The 16,121-nt window shown below is 60.0% G+C and carries 14 protein-coding genes; 5 read left to right on the top strand and 9 right to left on the bottom strand.

The features are described from left to right. Nucleotide 1: 1 nt before the first annotated feature. From ACQY8Q_RS03780 to ACQY8Q_RS03770, 3 genes are all read left to right on the top strand, one after another. Nucleotides 2-865 (top strand): serine hydrolase, encoded by an 864-nt coding sequence (locus ACQY8Q_RS03780; RefSeq protein WP_428424795.1) that lies wholly within the window; start codon nucleotides 2-4, stop codon nucleotides 863-865. A 24-nt stretch (nucleotides 866-889) separates the two neighbouring features. Further along, the gene (locus ACQY8Q_RS03775; RefSeq protein WP_428424793.1) at nucleotides 890-2,434 is read left to right on the top strand and encodes an ABC transporter substrate-binding protein; all 1,545 of its coding nucleotides are present in this window, start codon (nucleotides 890-892) and stop codon (nucleotides 2,432-2,434) included. 124 nt (nucleotides 2,435-2,558) lie between these two features. Then, nucleotides 2,559-4,001, top strand: coding sequence for a M20 family metallopeptidase (locus ACQY8Q_RS03770; protein WP_428424791.1), 1,443 nt, complete (start codon nucleotides 2,559-2,561; stop codon nucleotides 3,999-4,001). Between the two features lie 21 nt (nucleotides 4,002-4,022). On the opposite strand, the gene ACQY8Q_RS03765 is transcribed toward ACQY8Q_RS03770, so the two are convergent. Next, on the bottom strand, nucleotides 4,023-4,571 hold the full coding sequence (locus ACQY8Q_RS03765; RefSeq protein WP_428424789.1) for a cupin domain-containing protein: 549 nt from the start codon (nucleotides 4,569-4,571) through the stop codon (nucleotides 4,023-4,025). A 144-nt stretch (nucleotides 4,572-4,715) separates the two neighbouring features. On the opposite strand from ACQY8Q_RS03765, the gene ACQY8Q_RS03760 reads away from it, so the two are divergent. Further along, on the top strand, nucleotides 4,716-6,053 hold the full coding sequence (locus ACQY8Q_RS03760; protein WP_428424787.1) for an aspartate aminotransferase family protein: 1,338 nt from the start codon (nucleotides 4,716-4,718) through the stop codon (nucleotides 6,051-6,053). Between the two features lie 193 nt (nucleotides 6,054-6,246). On the opposite strand, the gene ACQY8Q_RS03755 is transcribed toward ACQY8Q_RS03760, so the two are convergent. From ACQY8Q_RS03755 to cyoA, 5 genes are all read right to left on the bottom strand, one after another. Further along, nucleotides 6,247-6,924 (bottom strand): SURF1 family protein, encoded by a 678-nt coding sequence (locus ACQY8Q_RS03755; RefSeq protein ID WP_428425544.1) that lies wholly within the window; start codon nucleotides 6,922-6,924, stop codon nucleotides 6,247-6,249. Nucleotides 6,925-7,002: 78 nt separating this feature from the next. Next, nucleotides 7,003-7,410 carry a cytochrome o ubiquinol oxidase subunit IV gene (cyoD, locus tag ACQY8Q_RS03750; protein WP_428424785.1) on the bottom strand — a complete coding sequence of 136 codons (408 nt, stop codon included), beginning with the start codon at nucleotides 7,408-7,410 and terminating at the stop codon, nucleotides 7,003-7,005. Further along, the gene (cyoC, locus tag ACQY8Q_RS03745; RefSeq protein ID WP_428424783.1) at nucleotides 7,407-8,042 is read right to left on the bottom strand and encodes a cytochrome o ubiquinol oxidase subunit III; all 636 of its coding nucleotides are present in this window, start codon (nucleotides 8,040-8,042) and stop codon (nucleotides 7,407-7,409) included. Before cyoC ends, cyoD begins: the two co-directional genes overlap by 4 nt. Nucleotide 8,043: 1 nt before the next feature. Continuing rightward, nucleotides 8,044-10,047 carry a cytochrome o ubiquinol oxidase subunit I gene (gene cyoB / locus ACQY8Q_RS03740; RefSeq protein ID WP_428424781.1) on the bottom strand — a complete coding sequence of 668 codons (2,004 nt, stop codon included), beginning with the start codon at nucleotides 10,045-10,047 and terminating at the stop codon, nucleotides 8,044-8,046. A gap of 30 nt (nucleotides 10,048-10,077) precedes the next feature. After that, nucleotides 10,078-11,235: a ubiquinol oxidase subunit II gene (gene cyoA / locus ACQY8Q_RS03735; protein WP_428424779.1), complete on the bottom strand. Its 1,158-nt coding sequence runs from the start codon at nucleotides 11,233-11,235 to the stop codon at nucleotides 10,078-10,080. 305 nt (nucleotides 11,236-11,540) lie between these two features. Between cyoA and ACQY8Q_RS03730 the strand changes: the two genes are divergently transcribed. After that, nucleotides 11,541-12,905, top strand: coding sequence for an MFS transporter (locus tag ACQY8Q_RS03730; RefSeq protein ID WP_428424777.1), 1,365 nt, complete (start codon nucleotides 11,541-11,543; stop codon nucleotides 12,903-12,905). A 178-nt stretch (nucleotides 12,906-13,083) separates the two neighbouring features. Here the strand turns inward: ACQY8Q_RS03730 and ACQY8Q_RS03725 are convergent, their stop codons facing one another. Genes ACQY8Q_RS03725 through ACQY8Q_RS03715 form a run of 3 tightly spaced genes read right to left on the bottom strand, consistent with a single transcriptional unit; the run spans nucleotide 13,084 to nucleotide 16,094 of the window. After that, complete coding sequence (locus tag ACQY8Q_RS03725; protein WP_428424775.1) at nucleotides 13,084-14,589, bottom strand: tripartite tricarboxylate transporter permease; 1,506 nt, start codon at nucleotides 14,587-14,589, stop codon at nucleotides 13,084-13,086. 1 nt (nucleotide 14,590) lies between these two features. Then, the gene (locus ACQY8Q_RS03720) at nucleotides 14,591-15,112 is read right to left on the bottom strand and encodes a tripartite tricarboxylate transporter TctB family protein (protein ID WP_428424773.1); all 522 of its coding nucleotides are present in this window, start codon (nucleotides 15,110-15,112) and stop codon (nucleotides 14,591-14,593) included. A gap of 1 nt (nucleotide 15,113) precedes the next feature. Further along, the gene (locus ACQY8Q_RS03715; RefSeq protein ID WP_428424771.1) at nucleotides 15,114-16,094 is read right to left on the bottom strand and encodes a Bug family tripartite tricarboxylate transporter substrate binding protein; all 981 of its coding nucleotides are present in this window, start codon (nucleotides 16,092-16,094) and stop codon (nucleotides 15,114-15,116) included. Nucleotides 16,095-16,121 lie beyond the last annotated feature (27 nt).

Below are 16,121 nucleotides of genomic sequence, written 5' to 3'. Positions count from 1 at the left end.
AATGAACACGATGACGACTTCGAGCAAGGTGGCTGAGCGGCTGAACACGATCTGCGACGCGCAATCCTTCGTCACCCGCTACTGCGTCCAAAACCTCTTGACCGGCGAGACGTTTGGGCGTGGCGCCGACGAGGAAACCCCATCCGCCAGCACACGCAAGACATCGATCATGATGGCCGCACTCAAGGCCATCGGTGAAGGCCGCCTCGATCTCAACGAACAGATCGTCTACGAAGCGCGCTTTGCGGAAGAAGTGGCAAGCGGTATCTTCCGTTACCTGACACCCGGCATCGTCATTTCGCTGCGCGATGCGATCACTGGTATGATGGTGCTGAGCGACAATGTTTGCACCAAGATGGTGTTCGAGCGGCTGACGCTGGAAGAGGTCGATCTCTACTGCAAGTCGATCCGCATGAGCGGCACCCATCACCGCTTCCTTATCCCACCCTTGGCACTGTCGCCGGATCATGCGCTCGGCGACGTCACGACGACAACGGCAAGCGATCAGGTCATGCTGTTGCAAACCATTCTCGATGCGCAGACCTCGAGTGCCGCCGCCGCCAAACTTGGTTGCCCGACTGAGCTTTGCCAATTCGCTCTGCAGACGCTGAAAAACCAGGTCCTGCGCTACGGCATTCATTCGCGCCTGCCGTTCGAAACCAAGGTGGCCAGCAAGGGTGGACGCGGCAAGCGCGGCCGCATGGACGCAGGCATCGTCTACCGCAACAGTGCGCCGTTCTACATCATCGCCGCCTATACCGACCAAGTGCCGCAGGCGATGCCGGATGGGACGCCCGGATATACGATGTCGCTCGAAACCATCGGCAGGCTGTCGCGCGCCTGCTGGGATGAATTCCAGTCATAACCAATCAAAAAAGAGGGTAGAACAATGAAGACAATTCTCCTTGCCGGCACCATGCTGGCGGCACTCGCCGGTACCGCCGCCGCCCGCGATATCGTCGTGGCGCAAAGCTCCGATCTGCGCAGTAACAACCCCGGCGTCAACCGCGACGGCAATACCGACAGCATCATCCTTCACATCGTCGAAGGCCTCGTCGGTTATGCCAACAATGGCGAGGTCAAGCCGCTCCTGGCAGAAAGCGTCGATATGGCGCCGGATGGCCTGAGCTACACATTCAAGCTGCGCAACGATGTGAAGTTTCACAATGGCAAGGTCCTGACGGCTGAAGACGTCGTGTGGAACTGGAATCGCTATACGGATCCGGCCACCAAATGGACCTGCCTCAAGGATTTTGACGGCAATGGCGCCACCCACGTCACCGGGATCAAGGCCGTTGACGCCTCGACCGTGACGATGACGCTCGAAAAACCCTCAGCCGTTTTCCTTGGTCTGATGTCGCGCCCCGAATGCGGTTACACCGGCATCATCTCGCCGGACTCCGTTGCAGCCGACGGCACGTTCGACAAGCCGATCGGAACCGGCCCATTCCAGTGGGATGTGTGGAAGAAGGGCGAATATCTGCACCTTGCGAAGTTCGACGGTTACGTCTCGCCGAAGAACGACGGCAAGCCAGATGGCGTCGTCGGATCGAAGCGGCCGCTGGTTGATGGCATCAAGTTCATGGTCATCCCCGATGCCTCGACGGTAAAGGCAGGCCTACAATCCGGCGTGCTGGATACGGCTGAAATCTCGCCGGATCTCATTCCGGAATTCAAGGACAGCGAAACCACCCAGTTGATCATTGCCCGCAACAACGGCAAGAACCTGTTCTACATCCAGACCCGTGATCCGGTGCTCAGCAAACCTGCTATCCGCCGGGCCATGGCACAAGCGCTCGATCTCGACCAGTTGGTTGCTGCCGCATCGAACGGCACGGGTGAGGCGAACGGCTCGATGATCTCGTCTGATTCCGTCTATTACAGCGACGTCCAGAAGAAGCGTCTGCCCTATGATCTGGAAGCCGCGAAGAAGGAACTCGACGCGTCCGGCTACAAGGGTGAACCGATCAGCATCATCGCCAACAAGCGCGGCAATGTGCCCAGTTTCCCGGCTGCCGTGATGGCGCAAGCGATGCTGCAGCAGATCGGACTGAACGTACAGATCGAGGTGCTCGATTATGCCACGCAGGTCGATCGCCGCCGCTCGGGCAACTACCAGATCATCTCGCAGTCCGTCACGCCCCGTCTCGACCCGGCGCTGATGTACAGCTTCTATGTCGGCGACAAGGATAAGAACGCCTCGCTGATGTGGGACGATCCGAAAGCGCGCGACCTGATGAAGGCCGCCTATGCCGAGATCGATCCGAAAAAACGCCAGGCGATCTTCGATGAGTTCCATGAACTGATGCTGCAGGAAATGCCGGGCATCTTCCTCTACGACATGGTCGATGTCTGGGGCGCCACCAAGGCACTGAAGGGCCAGCCGGTCTGGCAGTCCAACGCCCGCCTCTGGGAAGTGTCACTCGACAAGTAAGCCTTAAGCGAACCACGCCGCTCTGGCGGCGTGTCTTTCCCTTTTTTATATGAACCCGGCCGGCGGAGACTCATCCGCCGGACTGGATTTCTGACGCCGAAATTGCGTCGATGCGAGGATACCCATGCCCGACAAATCTTCCCTGCTTTCCCTGGCTTCTGCCATCGAGGGAATGGCACCCCAGTTCACAGCACTCAGCGATCAGATCTGGGACTTCGCGGAACTGAAATTCGATGAGCACCGGTCGTCGGCACTGTTGATCGCGATGTTGGAGCAGAATGGATTCACCGTCCGCAAAAACGTCGCCGATATGGAAACGGCGTTCATCGGCGAATTTGGCAGTGGCAACCCGGTCATCGCCTTTCTCGGCGAATTCGATGCGCTGGCTGGGATGAGCCAGGTGGCGGGTGTGGATGCTCCTGAGCCTGCGTCAGTGGATGGCACAGGCCATGGCTGCGGCCATAATCTGCTCGGCGCCGGTTCGCTTTTGGCAGCAATCTCCCTTGCCAAGCACTTAGAAGCCGAAGGCCTGCCGGGCACGGTTCGTTACTATGGCTGCCCGGGAGAAGAGGGCGGTTCTGGCAAGACATTCATGGTGCGCGCTGGCGCCTTCGACGATGTCGATGCAGCACTGACCTGGCACCCGGCCCCGTTCAACGGCGTTCGCTCGACCAACAATCTGGCGGTGCTCGAAACCTATTACCGGTTCAAGGGCGTGGCGGCGCATGCCGCCAACAGTGCCCATCTTGGCCGCTCCGCGCTTGATGCCGTCGAGCTGATGAATGTCGGCATCAATTTTCTGCGCGAACACATGCCGCCGGATTGCCGCGTCCACTATGCAATCACCGATGCCGGTGGCCGGGCTGCCAATGTGGTGCAGGCCAAGGCCGAAGTGCTTTACCTGATCCGCGCACCGGACATGACGCAGGCGCTGGCGCTGGCCGAGCGGGTGGGCAAGGTGGCGCAGGGTGCTGCCACGATGACGGAGACCGAGGTCGAGACCATATTCGATACCGCCTCTACCAACCTGCTGCCTAATCTGACGCTTGAAAATGCCATCCATGACAACATGGTCGCGCTCGGCCCTGTGCCCTTCGATGCGGATGACATTGCGTTCGCAAGGAAGATCCAGGCCACCTTTACCGATGAGGCGATCAAAAGCAGCATCCGCCTGTATCAGATCAAGAGCGACGTTTTCTCCAACGACAAGATCGACGGCTCAACGGCGCTGCATCTGGGCCTGCGCGCCTTCGAAGGCCAGTCGCATTTTCGCGCTGGATCGACCGATGTCGGTGATGTCAGCCGGGTGACGCCGACGGCGCAATGCTGGGCGCCCGCCTGGGCGATCGGCACCAATCCACACACATGGCAGGTTGTCGCGCAGGGCCGCAGCCCGGCGGCGCACAAGGCAATGGTGCATGCGGCAAAGGTGCTGGCGGCCACCGGCCTTGATCTGGCGACATCGGAAACGTTGCGCGACAAGGCAAGGGCCGAGTGGAACGAAAACATGGACGGCCAGCCCTACGTCTGCCCGATCCCGGCCGAGGTCAAACCGGGACAGCACTGAGCCAACGGCGACGCCCGCCGATCAGAAGGTCGGCGGCGTGCAGGCGCTGATGATTTCGCAGGCCACCGGACCGACACAACGGAACCGGTGGGGTCGGCGGCTTTCGAAGTAGTAGGCATCGCCCGGTCCAAGGATCCGGCGCTCATCATCGACGGTGACCTCCAGCCGTCCGGACAGGATGATGCCGCCTTCCTCGCCGTCATGCACCAGCGGCACTTTGCCGGTATCTGCGCCGGGCTGATAACATTCCTTGAGAATCTGCAGGCTGCGGCCGAACAGATTGTCACCGATCTGCCGGTAGGAGATTGGTCCCTTGCCGATTTCGACGAGTTCGTCGCCCCGGTAAAAAGCCTTCTTCGGGCGGTCTGGCTCGAAGGCGAAAAACTCCGCCAAACCGATCGGGATACCGTCAAGGATACGCTTCAATGCACCGACGGAGGGATTGGAGGAATTGGACTCGATCAACGAAATTGTCGAGTTTGTCACGCCCGCTCGCTTGGCCAGTTCCCGCTGCGATAGATTGTTGAGCAGGCGCACATGGCGCAACCGGTTTCCAATATCAACCGACATGGCGCATCCTCTGTTTCGCATGTTCGAAATACCGCAACTATTACAATTCATGATCAGTAATTTCAATGGTTTATAGATTGTTAGAAAAGGACTTGTTTCGACATTTGAAATCGTGGCGTCATCGATCTCTCACAGGAGGTCGCCATGAACCAGCACAGCAAACCAAACACCCCGATACTCGACAGCTACTGGATGCCGTTTACCGCCAACCGGCAATTCAAGGCGGCGCCGCGCCTGCTCGCATCGGCCGAAGGCATGCACTATACCAGCGTCGATGGGCGCAAGATTCTCGACGGCACGGCCGGTCTCTGGTGCGTCAATGCCGGTCACGGCCGCCGACAGATTGCGTCCGCCGTTGAACGCCAGTTGCTGACGCTGGATTTCGCGCCCTCCTTCCAGATGGGCCATCCGATTGCCTTCGATTTTGCCGAGCGGCTGGCGGAAATCGCGCCGGGCGGTCCGGACGAAAAACTCGACCGCGTCTTCTTTACAGGCTCCGGATCGGAATCGGTCGATACTGCGCTGAAGATTGCCGTCGCTTACCAGCGGTCGATCGGGCAGGGTACGCGCACACGGTTGATCGGCCGCGAGCGCGGCTATCACGGTGTCGGTTTCGGCGGCATCTCGGTCGGCGGTCTCGTCAACAATCGCCGGGTCTTTCCGCTTATTCCCGGAACGGACCATTTGCGCCACACGCATGATCTTTCAAAGAACGCCTTCGTCAAGGGACAGCCGGAGCACGGCGCCGAACTGGCCGACGATCTCGAAAGACTAGTCGCCTTGCATGGCGCAGAAACCATTGCCGCGTGCATTGTCGAACCCGTCGCCGGCTCGACCGGTGTGCTGATCCCGCCGAAAGGTTATCTCGAGCGGCTGCGCAAGATCTGCTCCACTCACGGCATCCTTTTGATTTTCGACGAGGTGATCACCGGCTTCGGTCGTCTCGGTGCGCCGTTTGCCACCGACTATTTCGGCGTGACACCTGATCTCGTCACCACGGCCAAGGGCCTGACCAACGGCGCGATCCCGATGGGTGCCGTCTTTGCCAGCCGCAAGGTGCACGATGCGCTGATGCATGGACCGGAGGGCCAGATCGAGCTGTTCCACGGCTACACCTATTCCGGCCACCCCGCAGCCTGCGCCGCCGGTATCGCGACACTGGACATCTACCGCGACGAAGGATTGCTAACACGCGCTGCCGACCTGCAGGACGATTGGCACGAGGCGATGCATTCGCTGAAGGGCCTGCCGCATGTCACCGATATTCGCACGATCGGCCTGATCGCCGGCATCGAACTCACCTCCCGCGACGGCGCGCCCGGTGCACGCGCCTACGATGTCTTCGTCGATTGCTTCGAACGGGGCCTGCTGATCCGCGTCACCGGCGACATCATCGCCTTTTCGCCACCGCTGATCGCCGAGAAATCCCATATCGAGGATATCGTCTCGATACTCGGCGATGCCTTGAAGCGGGTGCAGTAGTCTGCATGCTTGAGGCGCTCGGAAAATATCCGGGCGCCTGTGGGTGGTGGAAAGGTCGCGGCGCTACGAAGGAATAGCCCTATCTGTAACGCCCGCCTCTCACCTTCGCTAAAGCCTGCGTGATGAATGTGTCGGCGGGCACGCTGCCCCGATAGACAGCCGGGAACTCCCTCCGGCTGGCGCAGCACCGCGATCAGATCAGCCGGCGGCGGCGAAGGATGATGGTTACGGCTATCGTCATGATCGCAAGCGCATACCATGTCAGTGCATAGATGAGATGGCTGTTGCGGAAGTTGGTCACCGTCAGGCCGCCGATCGGGACGCCACCGGGATTGGGTGTGGCATCGGCATCGATGAAATAGGGCGCGACCGGGGAGCCAAGGCCTTTGGCGCGGACAATGGCCGCAACATCTCGGGAATACCAACGGTCATTGGCCGGATCGTTCGAGCGCAGGAAAGCCCCGCCCGGTTCGCTGAGGCGCAGGAGGCCTGTGACCGTGACCGGCCCGGCGGCAATTTCGCTCGCCGTGCGTGCCGTAGAATCGCGCTGACCGGCGGGCAGGAAGCCGCGATTGATCAGGATCGTTGACGAATCCGCAAGGTGCATGGGCGTCACCAGCCAAAAACCGGCGCCGCGCTCGGTGACGGCCTGCACGAGCACCGACTTGCCATGCTCCAGGGTGCCGGTCGCGGTGACGTGGCGATATTCGTCTTTTTCCGGGCTGACGGCAGCCCAGTCTGCAGCAGTGGGCGCGGGGACGGGCTCGGCGTGGACACGGGCTTCCACACGGGCGATGAGATCAAGCTTCCAGAACAGCCGCTGGACCTGCCAGGTTCCGAGCCCGATGAATACAGCCGTCAGGACCAGCATGGCGCTGACGAAAATCAATCGGGCGCGGCGCGGATGGCCGGTGGTCACGGGATGTTTTGCGGTCACCGAGATCCCCCGTCAGGGCATGTTTTTCATCATCTCCGGCGACATGGGCATCATGTTCGCGTTGAGATGGTGCATGACCCAGAGCGAGCCGGCGAGCGTGATGCCGACGATGACCAGAGTGAAGAGCAGCGCCATCATCGTCCAGCCGCCTTCCGAGCGCGGGCTCATGTGCAGGAAATAAACCATGTGGACGATGATCTGGACGACGGCAAGCGCCATGACCAGGAAGGCCGTCAAGAGCTTGCTGTCGAAGACGCCGGCCATGACGAGAATAAACGGGATGGCCGTTAGGATCACGGAAAGCCCGAAGCCGATCATGTAGCCCTTCAGCGAACCATGGCCGGCCTCGTGACCATGGCTATGGGCGTGATGGGTGCTGGCGGCATCTTCATGTGCGGGGGCGTGCGGGTGCGAGCTCATCCGAGGACTCCCATCAGGTAGACAAAGGAGAAGACGCCGATCCAGATGACGTCAAGGAAGTGCCAGAACATCGATAGGCACATCAGCCGCCGGCGGTTTTCCGGGATCAGGCCGTGTTTGGAAACCTGAACCATCAGCGTGATCAGCCAGATGATGCCGAAGGTGACGTGCAGGCCGTGGGTGCCGACCAGCGTGAAGAAGGACGACAGGAAGGCGCTGCGCGTCGGCCCGGCGCCCTCATTGATCAGGTGCGCAAACTCGTAGAGTTCAAGGCCAAGGAAGGCTGCGCCGAACAGGCCGGTGACAGCCAGCCAGAACAGTGTCTCAGCCTTTGCGTTTCTCTCCATTTGCAGCATGGCAAAGCCATAGGTGATGGACGAGAACAAAAGCATGGCCGTGTTGATCGCCACCAGCGGCAGGTCGAACAGGTCCGCCGGCGAGGGGCCAGCGGCATAATTGCGGCCAAGCACGCCGTGGGTTGCAAACAGCACGGCGAAGATCAGGCAGTCGCTCATCAGGTAGAGCCAGAACCCGAGATTGGTGCTGCCTTCCGGATGGTGGTCTTCCTTTAGATAGAAGACCGGTTTTTCGCCGTCCTGCGTTTGGATGTTGTGTGCCATGTCTGTTGCCATGTCAGGTCCGCTCCGCGAGCAGCTTGGTGTACGCATCTTCCGTCGCGGAAACGGTTTCCGCCGGAATGTAGAAGTCGCGGTTGTAGTTGAACGTATGGCCGATCGCGATGGCGAGAAGACCGATGAAGGAGACGATCGCCAGCCACCAGATGTACCAGATCATCGCAAAGGCAAACACGATGCTGATGGCAGCCAGAATGACGCCGGTGCCGGTGTTCTTCGGCATGTGGATCTGTCTGAAGCCGGTGAGCGGACGCTCATAGCCGCGGTTCTTCATGTCGTACCAGCTGTCATGATCATGCACGACCGGCGTGAAGGCAAAATTGTAATCCGGCGGTGGCGACGACGTCGACCATTCGAGCGTGCGTGCGTCCCACGGATCGCCGCTATCGCAGCGCAACTGGTCGCGCCTGAGGTAGCTGACGACGAGCTGGATGATGAAGGACGCGATACCGACCGCAATCAGGACAGCGCCGAAGGCCGCGATGATGAACCAGATCTGCAAGGACGGGTCCTCGAACTGGGAGACGCGGCGGGTGACGCCCATCAGGCCGAGCACATAGAGCGGCATGAAGGCGAAGAAGAAGCCGAGCTGCCAGAACCAGAAGCTCATCTTGCCCCAGAAGTGATCGAGCTTGTAGCCGAAGGCCTTGGGCCACCAGTAGACGATGCCGGCCATCAGCCCGAACAGCACGCCGCCAATGATGACGTTGTGGAAATGGGCGATGAGGAACAGCGAGTTGTGCAGCACGAAGTCTGCCGGCGGAACGGCGAGCAGAACACCGGTCATGCCGCCGATGACGAACGTGATCATGAAGCCGATCGTCCAGTACATCGGCAGTTCATAGCGAATGCGGCCGCGATACATGGTGAAGAGCCAGTTGAACATCTTGGCGCCCGTCGGGATCGAGATGATCATGGTGGTGATACCGAAGAAGGCGTTGACCGACGCGCCCGAACCCATCGTGAAGAAGTGGTGCAGCCACACGAGATAGGAGAGGATCATGATGACGCAGGTCGCATAGACCATCGAGGCGTAGCCGAACAGGCGCTTGCCGCAGAAGGTCGCAACGACTTCGGAAAAGATGCCGAAGGCCGGCAGGACGAGGATGTAGACTTCCGGGTGGCCCCAGATCCAGATGAGGTTGATATACATCATCGGATTGCCGCCAAGGTCATTGGTGAAGAAGTTGGTGCCGGCGTAACGATCAAGTGTCAGAAGCGCCAGCGTCGCGGTCAGGACCGGGAAGGTGGCAACGATCAGGATGTTGGTGCAGAGCGAGGTCCAGGTGAAGATCGGCATCTTCATGAAGGTCATGCCTGGCGCCCGCATCTTGACGATGGTGGCGATCAGGTTGATGCCCGAGAGCGTCGTTCCTATACCGGCGACCTGAAGGCCCCAGATATAATAATCGACCCCGACGCCGGGGCTGTAATCCGAGCCGGAAAGCGGCGGGTAGGCGAGCCAGCCGGTGCGGGCGAATTCACCGACGAACAGCGACATCATGATGATGATTGCGCCAGCCGTCGTCATCCAGAAGGAGAAATTGTTCAGGAACGGGAAGGACACGTCTCGCGCGCCGATCTGCAATGGCACGACATAGTTCATGAAGCCGGTGACGAACGGCATCGCCACGAAGAAGATCATGATCACGCCATGGGCGGTGAAAATCTGGTCGTAGTGATGCGGATTGAGGTAACCTTCATTGCCGTTGAAGGCTATCGCCTGCTGGATGCGCATCATGATCGCATCGGCAAAGCCGCGCAGCAGCATGATGATCGCCAGGATAATATACATGATGCCGATCTTCTTGTGATCGACGCTGGTGAACCATTCCGTCCAGAGATATCCCCAGAGCTTGAAATAGGTGACGAGCCCGAGAACGGCGATGCCGCCAAGCGCCACGCCGAGGAACGTCACGACCAGGATGGGCTCGTGATAGGGAATGGCTTCCCAAGTGAGCCGCCCGAAGATGAATTCCGTCAAAGTGCTATAGCCGAACATGGTTTTGTCCAAAATGTCGCGGGCGCGGCCTTACGGCTGCGTCGTGCTGTTGGTGTTCAGTTGCGCCGGAGCGGGCCCGTTCTGATCGTTTTCGGGCATGGAATCGCCCCCGTGCATGGAATGGTCCATCGGCATCTGGTCATCGACGCCTTTGGCAGGCTCTTCGCTGCGCGCCGGATTGCCGGTTGCCGGGAAGGTCGCTGCCGGTGCCTCTTCGGTGCTGTGGCGATTGTCATAATTCAGCCGCGCCCGGTTTTCAGCGCTCTCGGCGCCGCCGCCGCCCATCATGTCGATATGCATCATCTCGCTCATGCACATCTTGCCGGGATGAGCGCACATGTTGAGGATGGAGGTGTAGAGGCCGTCATCGACGGTGGCATAGTAGCGGACCGGTTCCTTGGTGCTCGGCTTTTCCAGCTTCAGATAGGCGTCGCGGTTCAGCGCCGTGCCCTGTGCCTTGACCCGTGCAACCCACTGGTCGAAGCCAGCCTGCTGCAGGCCGTGAAATTTGAAGCGCATGTGGGAAAAGCCGTCGCCGGAGTAATTGGCGGACAGGCCGTCATATTCGCCTTCCTTGTTGATCACGGCATGAAGGCGCGTCTGCATGCCCGGCATGGCGTAGATCATGCCGGCAAGAGCTGGCACATAGAAAGAGTTCATCACCGAGGATGCGGTGATCTTGAAGTTGATCGGCACGTCCACCGGGGCCGCCATCTCGTTGACGGTGGCGATGCCGTAGTCCGGGTAGAAGAACAGCCATTTCCAGTCCAGCGCCACCACTTCTACGGTGATCGGTTTCACATCGGCAGGAACGGCGCGTTCCGCGTCGATTCTATCCAGCGGACGGTAGGGATCCAGCTTGTGCGTGCTGATCCAGGTGATTGCCCCGAGCGCGATGATGATGATCAGCGGAGCCGACCAGATGACCACTTCGAGTGCGGTCGAATGATGCCATTCGGGTTCATACTTGGCGCTGGTATTGGAGCCACGATACCGCCAGGCGAAAAACACAGTCAGAAACAGCACCGGCACAATGATCAGAAGCATCAGCACCGTCGAGATGATGATGAGGTCCTTCTGCTGCATGGCGATGTCGCCGGACGGGGCCATGACAACCATATTGCATCCGGCCAGGGCGAGGAGCGGCAATACGGCGAGAAAACGGCTGGCGGATTTCCATAGGGACATAGCGGGCTCGAATTTTGCGTTCCGTGGGTACCGCACTAACGAAGCGACTGTGATCAAGGAATGAGGTGCTTCGTCGCAGTGCAGCAATTTGTCGCGTTGCAAAAAATATGGCTGCGATCGAAATCGAGCGTCTGGCTGAACTAAGGTATAAACTGTCTTGGGCGGAGATCAAACGATCTCTGCACTTGTATGCGGCGGTGGTGTTTTCTGGGATGGACCGCAACGTTTTTGCACCATATTCTAGATAACGGTCCGGCCTGGGTTCACACTGTGATAAAATCGAAATCCCGCGAGGAGAAAAGATTATGGGCGTAGTGGCAAATCCTTCGTCATCGGGGCTTGAGCAGGACGCCCGGCGCATGCACGGCGACAAGCCGTTGTCGGCCGGCAGCATCGCCCTTGGCGTGATCATCGGCCGCATGTCGGAGTTTTTCGACTTCTTCGTATATGGTCTTGCCTCCGTCCTAGTCTTTCCGCGGTTGGTCTTCTCGTTTGCGGCCAATCCGGTGTCGGCAACGATGATGTCGTTTGCCGTCTTCTCGCTTGCCTTCCTGGCGCGCCCGGTCGGTTCCTTCGTCTTCATGTGGATCGACCGCAATTATGGGCGAGGCACGAAGCTGACCATCGCTCTGTTCATTCTCGGTGGTTCCACCGCCTCCATCGCCTTCCTGCCGGGCTATGAAACCGTCGGATACTGGTCGGTGGCACTTCTGGCGCTGTTCCGGCTCGGCCAGGGATTTGCGCTCGGTGGCGCGTGGGACGGCCTTGCATCGCTTCTCAATCTCAATGCACCGCCAAACCGCCGTGGCTGGTACGCGATGATCCCGCAGCTTGGTGCGCCCATCGGGTTTGCACTGGCCAGCACGCTGTTCGGTTATTTCGTGGCCAATCTGTCTGACGCGGACTTCCTGTCCTGGGGATGGCGCTATCCGTTCTTCGTGGCCTTTGCAATTAACGTCGTGGCGCTGTTTGCGCGTCTGCGCATCGTTGCCAGCCAGGAATTCGGTTCCGCGCTGGAAAACAACGAGCTGCAGGCGCGGCCGGTTTTCGAGATGCTGAGCAAGCACTCATCCGACGTGCTGCTCGGAGCCTTCGCGCCGCTGGCAAGCTTTGCCATGTTCCACCTCGTCACGATCTTTCCGCTGAGCTGGGTAACGCTGTTCGGCGGCCAGTCGGCAGCACAGTTCCTCTGGGTGCAGGTAGCGGGTGCTGCCGTCGGCTTTGTCGCCATCATCCTGTCCGGCGTCATTGCCGACCGTATCGGCCGCCGCAACCAGCTGATGATCGGTGCGATCATCATCGCCATCTTTTCGTTTTCGGCGCCCTTCCTGCTTGATGCTGGCCGATCGGGCCAGGATGCCTTCATCATCATCGGCTTCGGTATTCTCGGCCTTTCCTTCGGCCAGGCGTCCGGCGCCGTATCGTCGCGGTTCGGTCAATATTACCGCTATACCGGGGCGGCACTGACCTCCGACCTTGCATGGTTGATCGGTGCTGGTTTTGCGCCGCTGGTGGCGCTCGGCCTTGCCAGCAATTTCGGCATCATCTTCATCGGCGGCTACCTAATATCCGGCGCCATCTGCACGATCGTCGCTCTGAGCGTCACCCGGGCGCTGGATATGAGCGGAGAGCCGGATGCGAAACCGGAGACGGCTCCGAGCGGTAAATGATAAATCCCGGCTCACGCCGGGGCCGGGAAAGATAATGCCGCTAACAGCACACGGACCAAGTCCGGCGCATATTTTCGCTTTTAATCGGGGCTTATCGTGCCCCGGTGGCCGCGCCATCAACCAAAGTCATCTGCGACTTGTCGATCTTGGGCGGCCACGGGATTAGACCCGTCCGGTCTCAAGCTTCCTTGAAAACATCTTCCCGGCTCTTGCGCATCGTCGGCAGTACCGCGACCACAAGGGCGAAGGCGCCGACAACCAGGAGTGTCGCGGAGAGGGGGGACTGCAGGAAGGTCAAGGGATTGCCATCCGAAATGATCAGTGCCTGACGCAGCTTCTCTTCCAGCAGGCGGCCCAGCACGAACCCAAGTGCCAGCGGCGCTGGCTCGAAATCAAGCTTGTAGAGCGCATAGCCGACAAGCCCGAAGAAGGCCGCCATCATCACCTGGGCGGAATCATTGCTGATCGAATACAGCCCGATGCAACAGAAGCAGACAATCGCCGGAAACAGCAGGCGATAGGGCACGCGCAACAGCTTCACCCAGAGGCCGATCAGTGGCAGGTTGATGATAACCAGCATCAGGTTGCCAATCCACATCGACGCGACCAGCCCCCAGAACAATTCCGGATTGCGCTCGATAACCTGCGGGCCCGGGACGATGCCCTGGATCATCATGGCACCGACCATCAAGGCCATCACCGCATTTGGCGGCAGGCCAAGCGTCAGAAGCGGGATGAAGGACGTCTGTGCACCGGCATTGTTGGCGCTCTCAGGGCCGGCAACTCCAGCCGGTGCGCCGTGGCCGAAATCCTGGGGCCGTTTGGAAAGCCGCTTTTCCACGGCGTAACTTGCGAAGGGCCCGAGGATTGCACCGTTGCCCGGCAGGACGCCAAGGATTGATCCAAGAAAGGTGCCTCTTAGGATAGGCGCGGTATTTTCGCGGAGTTCCCGCAGGGTCGGCCAGAGGCGGCCGATACGGTTGCGCACGACATCGCGCGATTCAGGATCCGCCAGGTTCTTGAAGATTTCGCCAAAGCCGAAAATGCCCATGGCCAACACCACGAATTCGATGCCGTCATGCAGCATTCCGAAATCAAAGGTCATGCGTTCGCGGCCGGTTTCCATGTCTGCGCCGACGCAGGATAGAAGGACACCCAGCAGGATCATAGCGATGGCCTTGAGCAGCGAACCGTGCGCGAGCACGACCGCGAAGACGAGACCCATGATCATCAGGGAAAAATACTCAGCCGGGCCAAACATCAGGCCCATGCGCGTCATCGGAACACCGAGCGCGGCGATAACGATGGTTGCAACGGTACCGGCAACGAACGAGCCAATGGCCGCGAGGCCAAGCGCGAGTCCTGCCTGGCCATTCTGAGCCATCTTGTGACCGTCAATCGCGGTGACGACAGCCGTTGCTTCGCCGGGAATGTTGACCAATATGGCAGCGGTCGAGCCGCCATATTGTGCGCCGTAATAGATGCCCGCGAGCATGATCAGCGAACCGGTCGGATCGAGCGACAGGGTGACGGGCAACAGAATGGCAATGGTGGCAACCGGCCCGACACCCGGAAGGACGCCGACCAGCGTGCCGATCAGACAGCCGATGAAACACAGGGCGATATTCTTGAAGGTCAGCGCCACGGCGAAACCGAGGCCGAGATTGATAAAGACGTCCAACATCTCAGTATCCTAGCAACCAGGGAGCGACGGGGACGGAAAGTCCCAGGGCATAACGAAACAGTCCGATACAGAAGGCTGTCAGCACCACGGCAAAAATCAGCAGCTCGCCAAGACGGGCGTCACGCGCGGCAAGGCCCGACGCGACGATGGCCAGAGGACAGGCAACGGACAGCCCAAGGCTCGGAATGGAGATCGGCCCGAGATGATGGCCACGCACGGTAATAGCGAACAACAGGACACCGAGGATGACGGGAATGGTTTCGCGGATTGCCCAGCGCCCCGTCGATGGTCCCGGGTCCTTCCGGCATAGCACCAGCTGCAGAATTCCAAGGCCCAGGATGATGAAGGAGAGAAGCCGGGGCAGAAGCCCCGACCCGACGCCGTCACTTGTCATGAAGGGCAGTTCGTAGCCAGCCCACAGACCGAGGCCACCGAAGCCAACCAGGACAATCCCGGCCAGCCTCTCCCGGCCAAGCCCTCCATTGGAGGGCCCGGCTACCGTATTTGTTTGGCTCCCTGTCATATCACTCGACCTTGATATCGGCTGTCTTCACAACGTCGCCCCAGCGGGCGCGTTCCTTGGCCATGAAATCGGAGAATGCCTGGGCGCCAAGGGAGGAGGGAACTGCCCCGTCCTTCTTCAGCTTTTCGACGAATTCAGCATCGCCCAGCGTCTCTGCAGTCGCTGCTTCCAGCTTCGACTTGACGTCGGCCGGCATGCCCTTTGGTCCGACGAGGCCATACCAGGCGGAGGCTGTATAGCCCGCAACACCGGCTTCGATTGCAGTCGGCACGTCCGGCAGGCTGTCGAAACGCTTGTCGCCGGTCACTGCCAAGGCCTTCAGCGTGCCGCTTTCGATCAGGCCGATTGCCGAAGGGATCGTGGTGACCATGAAGTCGATGTGTCCGCCGACAAGATCGTTCACGGCTGGACCGGCACCCTTATAGGGCACATGCTTAACCTTGATGCCGGCTGTCTGGCCGAGCAGCAGCGCGCCGAGATGGCTGGCCGAGGCATTGCCTGCCGAACCATAGACCAGCTCCTTAGACTTGGCGGCTTCGACCAGTTCGCCCAGCGTGCTGACCTCCAGTCGCGGCCCGACCACGACGACCAGCGACGCATCGGCAATCATGGAGATCGGATCGAGCGCTGCTCCCGGATCGGCCTTCAGCTTGAAGATATGCGGGTTGACGGTCATCGGTCCCTGATTGCCGATGAGCAGCGTGTATCCATCGGGATCGGCGTTGGCGACCACTTCGGTGCCGATATTGGCAGCGGCTCCCGGCCGGTTTTCGACGATGACACGGCCGCCCAGTGCCTTTTCAAGCCGTGCGGCAAAGACGCGGGCGATCGCATCCGTGCCGCCGCCTGCGGCATAGGACACTACCAGCGTGACTGGCTTGGACGGGTAAGCGTCCTGCGCAAAAACGGGCGTTGCAATCGATATGGCCAGTGCTGCGCCACACATTGCGAGCGCAAATCGACGCGTAGTTTGTAGGGTCATTTCAGTCTCCTCCCTTTTGTTAATGCA

The organism is Pararhizobium sp. (genome assembly GCF_965279435.1).
GTDB lineage: Bacteria > Pseudomonadota > Alphaproteobacteria > Rhizobiales > Rhizobiaceae > Pararhizobium.
The sequence above is the reverse complement of the archived record's forward strand: the minus strand, read 5'-3'. Positions and strand labels throughout refer to the sequence as shown.

Bases quoted from the DNA above. Each gene is read 5' to 3' on its own strand.
- ACQY8Q_RS03780 (WP_428424795.1), top strand. From the start codon at position 2: ATGAACACGATGACGACTTCGAGCAAGGTGGCTGAGCGGCTGAACACG.
- ACQY8Q_RS03775 (WP_428424793.1), top strand. From the start codon at position 890: ATGAAGACAATTCTCCTTGCCGGCACCATGCTGGCGGCACTCGCCGGT.
- ACQY8Q_RS03770 (WP_428424791.1), top strand. From the start codon at position 2,559: ATGCCCGACAAATCTTCCCTGCTTTCCCTGGCTTCTGCCATCGAGGGA.
- ACQY8Q_RS03765 (WP_428424789.1), bottom strand. From the start codon at position 4,571: ATGTCGGTTGATATTGGAAACCGGTTGCGCCATGTGCGCCTGCTCAAC.
- ACQY8Q_RS03760 (WP_428424787.1), top strand. From the start codon at position 4,716: ATGAACCAGCACAGCAAACCAAACACCCCGATACTCGACAGCTACTGG.
- ACQY8Q_RS03755 (WP_428425544.1), bottom strand. From the start codon at position 6,924: ATGCTGGTCCTGACGGCTGTATTCATCGGGCTCGGAACCTGGCAGGTC.
- cyoD (WP_428424785.1), bottom strand. From the start codon at position 7,410: ATGAGCTCGCACCCGCACGCCCCCGCACATGAAGATGCCGCCAGCACC.
- cyoC (WP_428424783.1), bottom strand. From the start codon at position 8,042: ATGGCAACAGACATGGCACACAACATCCAAACGCAGGACGGCGAAAAA.
- cyoB (WP_428424781.1), bottom strand. From the start codon at position 10,047: ATGTTCGGCTATAGCACTTTGACGGAATTCATCTTCGGGCGGCTCACT.
- cyoA (WP_428424779.1), bottom strand. From the start codon at position 11,235: ATGTCCCTATGGAAATCCGCCAGCCGTTTTCTCGCCGTATTGCCGCTC.
- ACQY8Q_RS03730 (WP_428424777.1), top strand. From the start codon at position 11,541: ATGGGCGTAGTGGCAAATCCTTCGTCATCGGGGCTTGAGCAGGACGCC.
- ACQY8Q_RS03725 (WP_428424775.1), bottom strand. From the start codon at position 14,589: ATGTTGGACGTCTTTATCAATCTCGGCCTCGGTTTCGCCGTGGCGCTG.
- ACQY8Q_RS03720 (WP_428424773.1), bottom strand. From the start codon at position 15,112: ATGACAGGGAGCCAAACAAATACGGTAGCCGGGCCCTCCAATGGAGGG.
- ACQY8Q_RS03715 (WP_428424771.1), bottom strand. From the start codon at position 16,094: ATGACCCTACAAACTACGCGTCGATTTGCGCTCGCAATGTGTGGCGCA.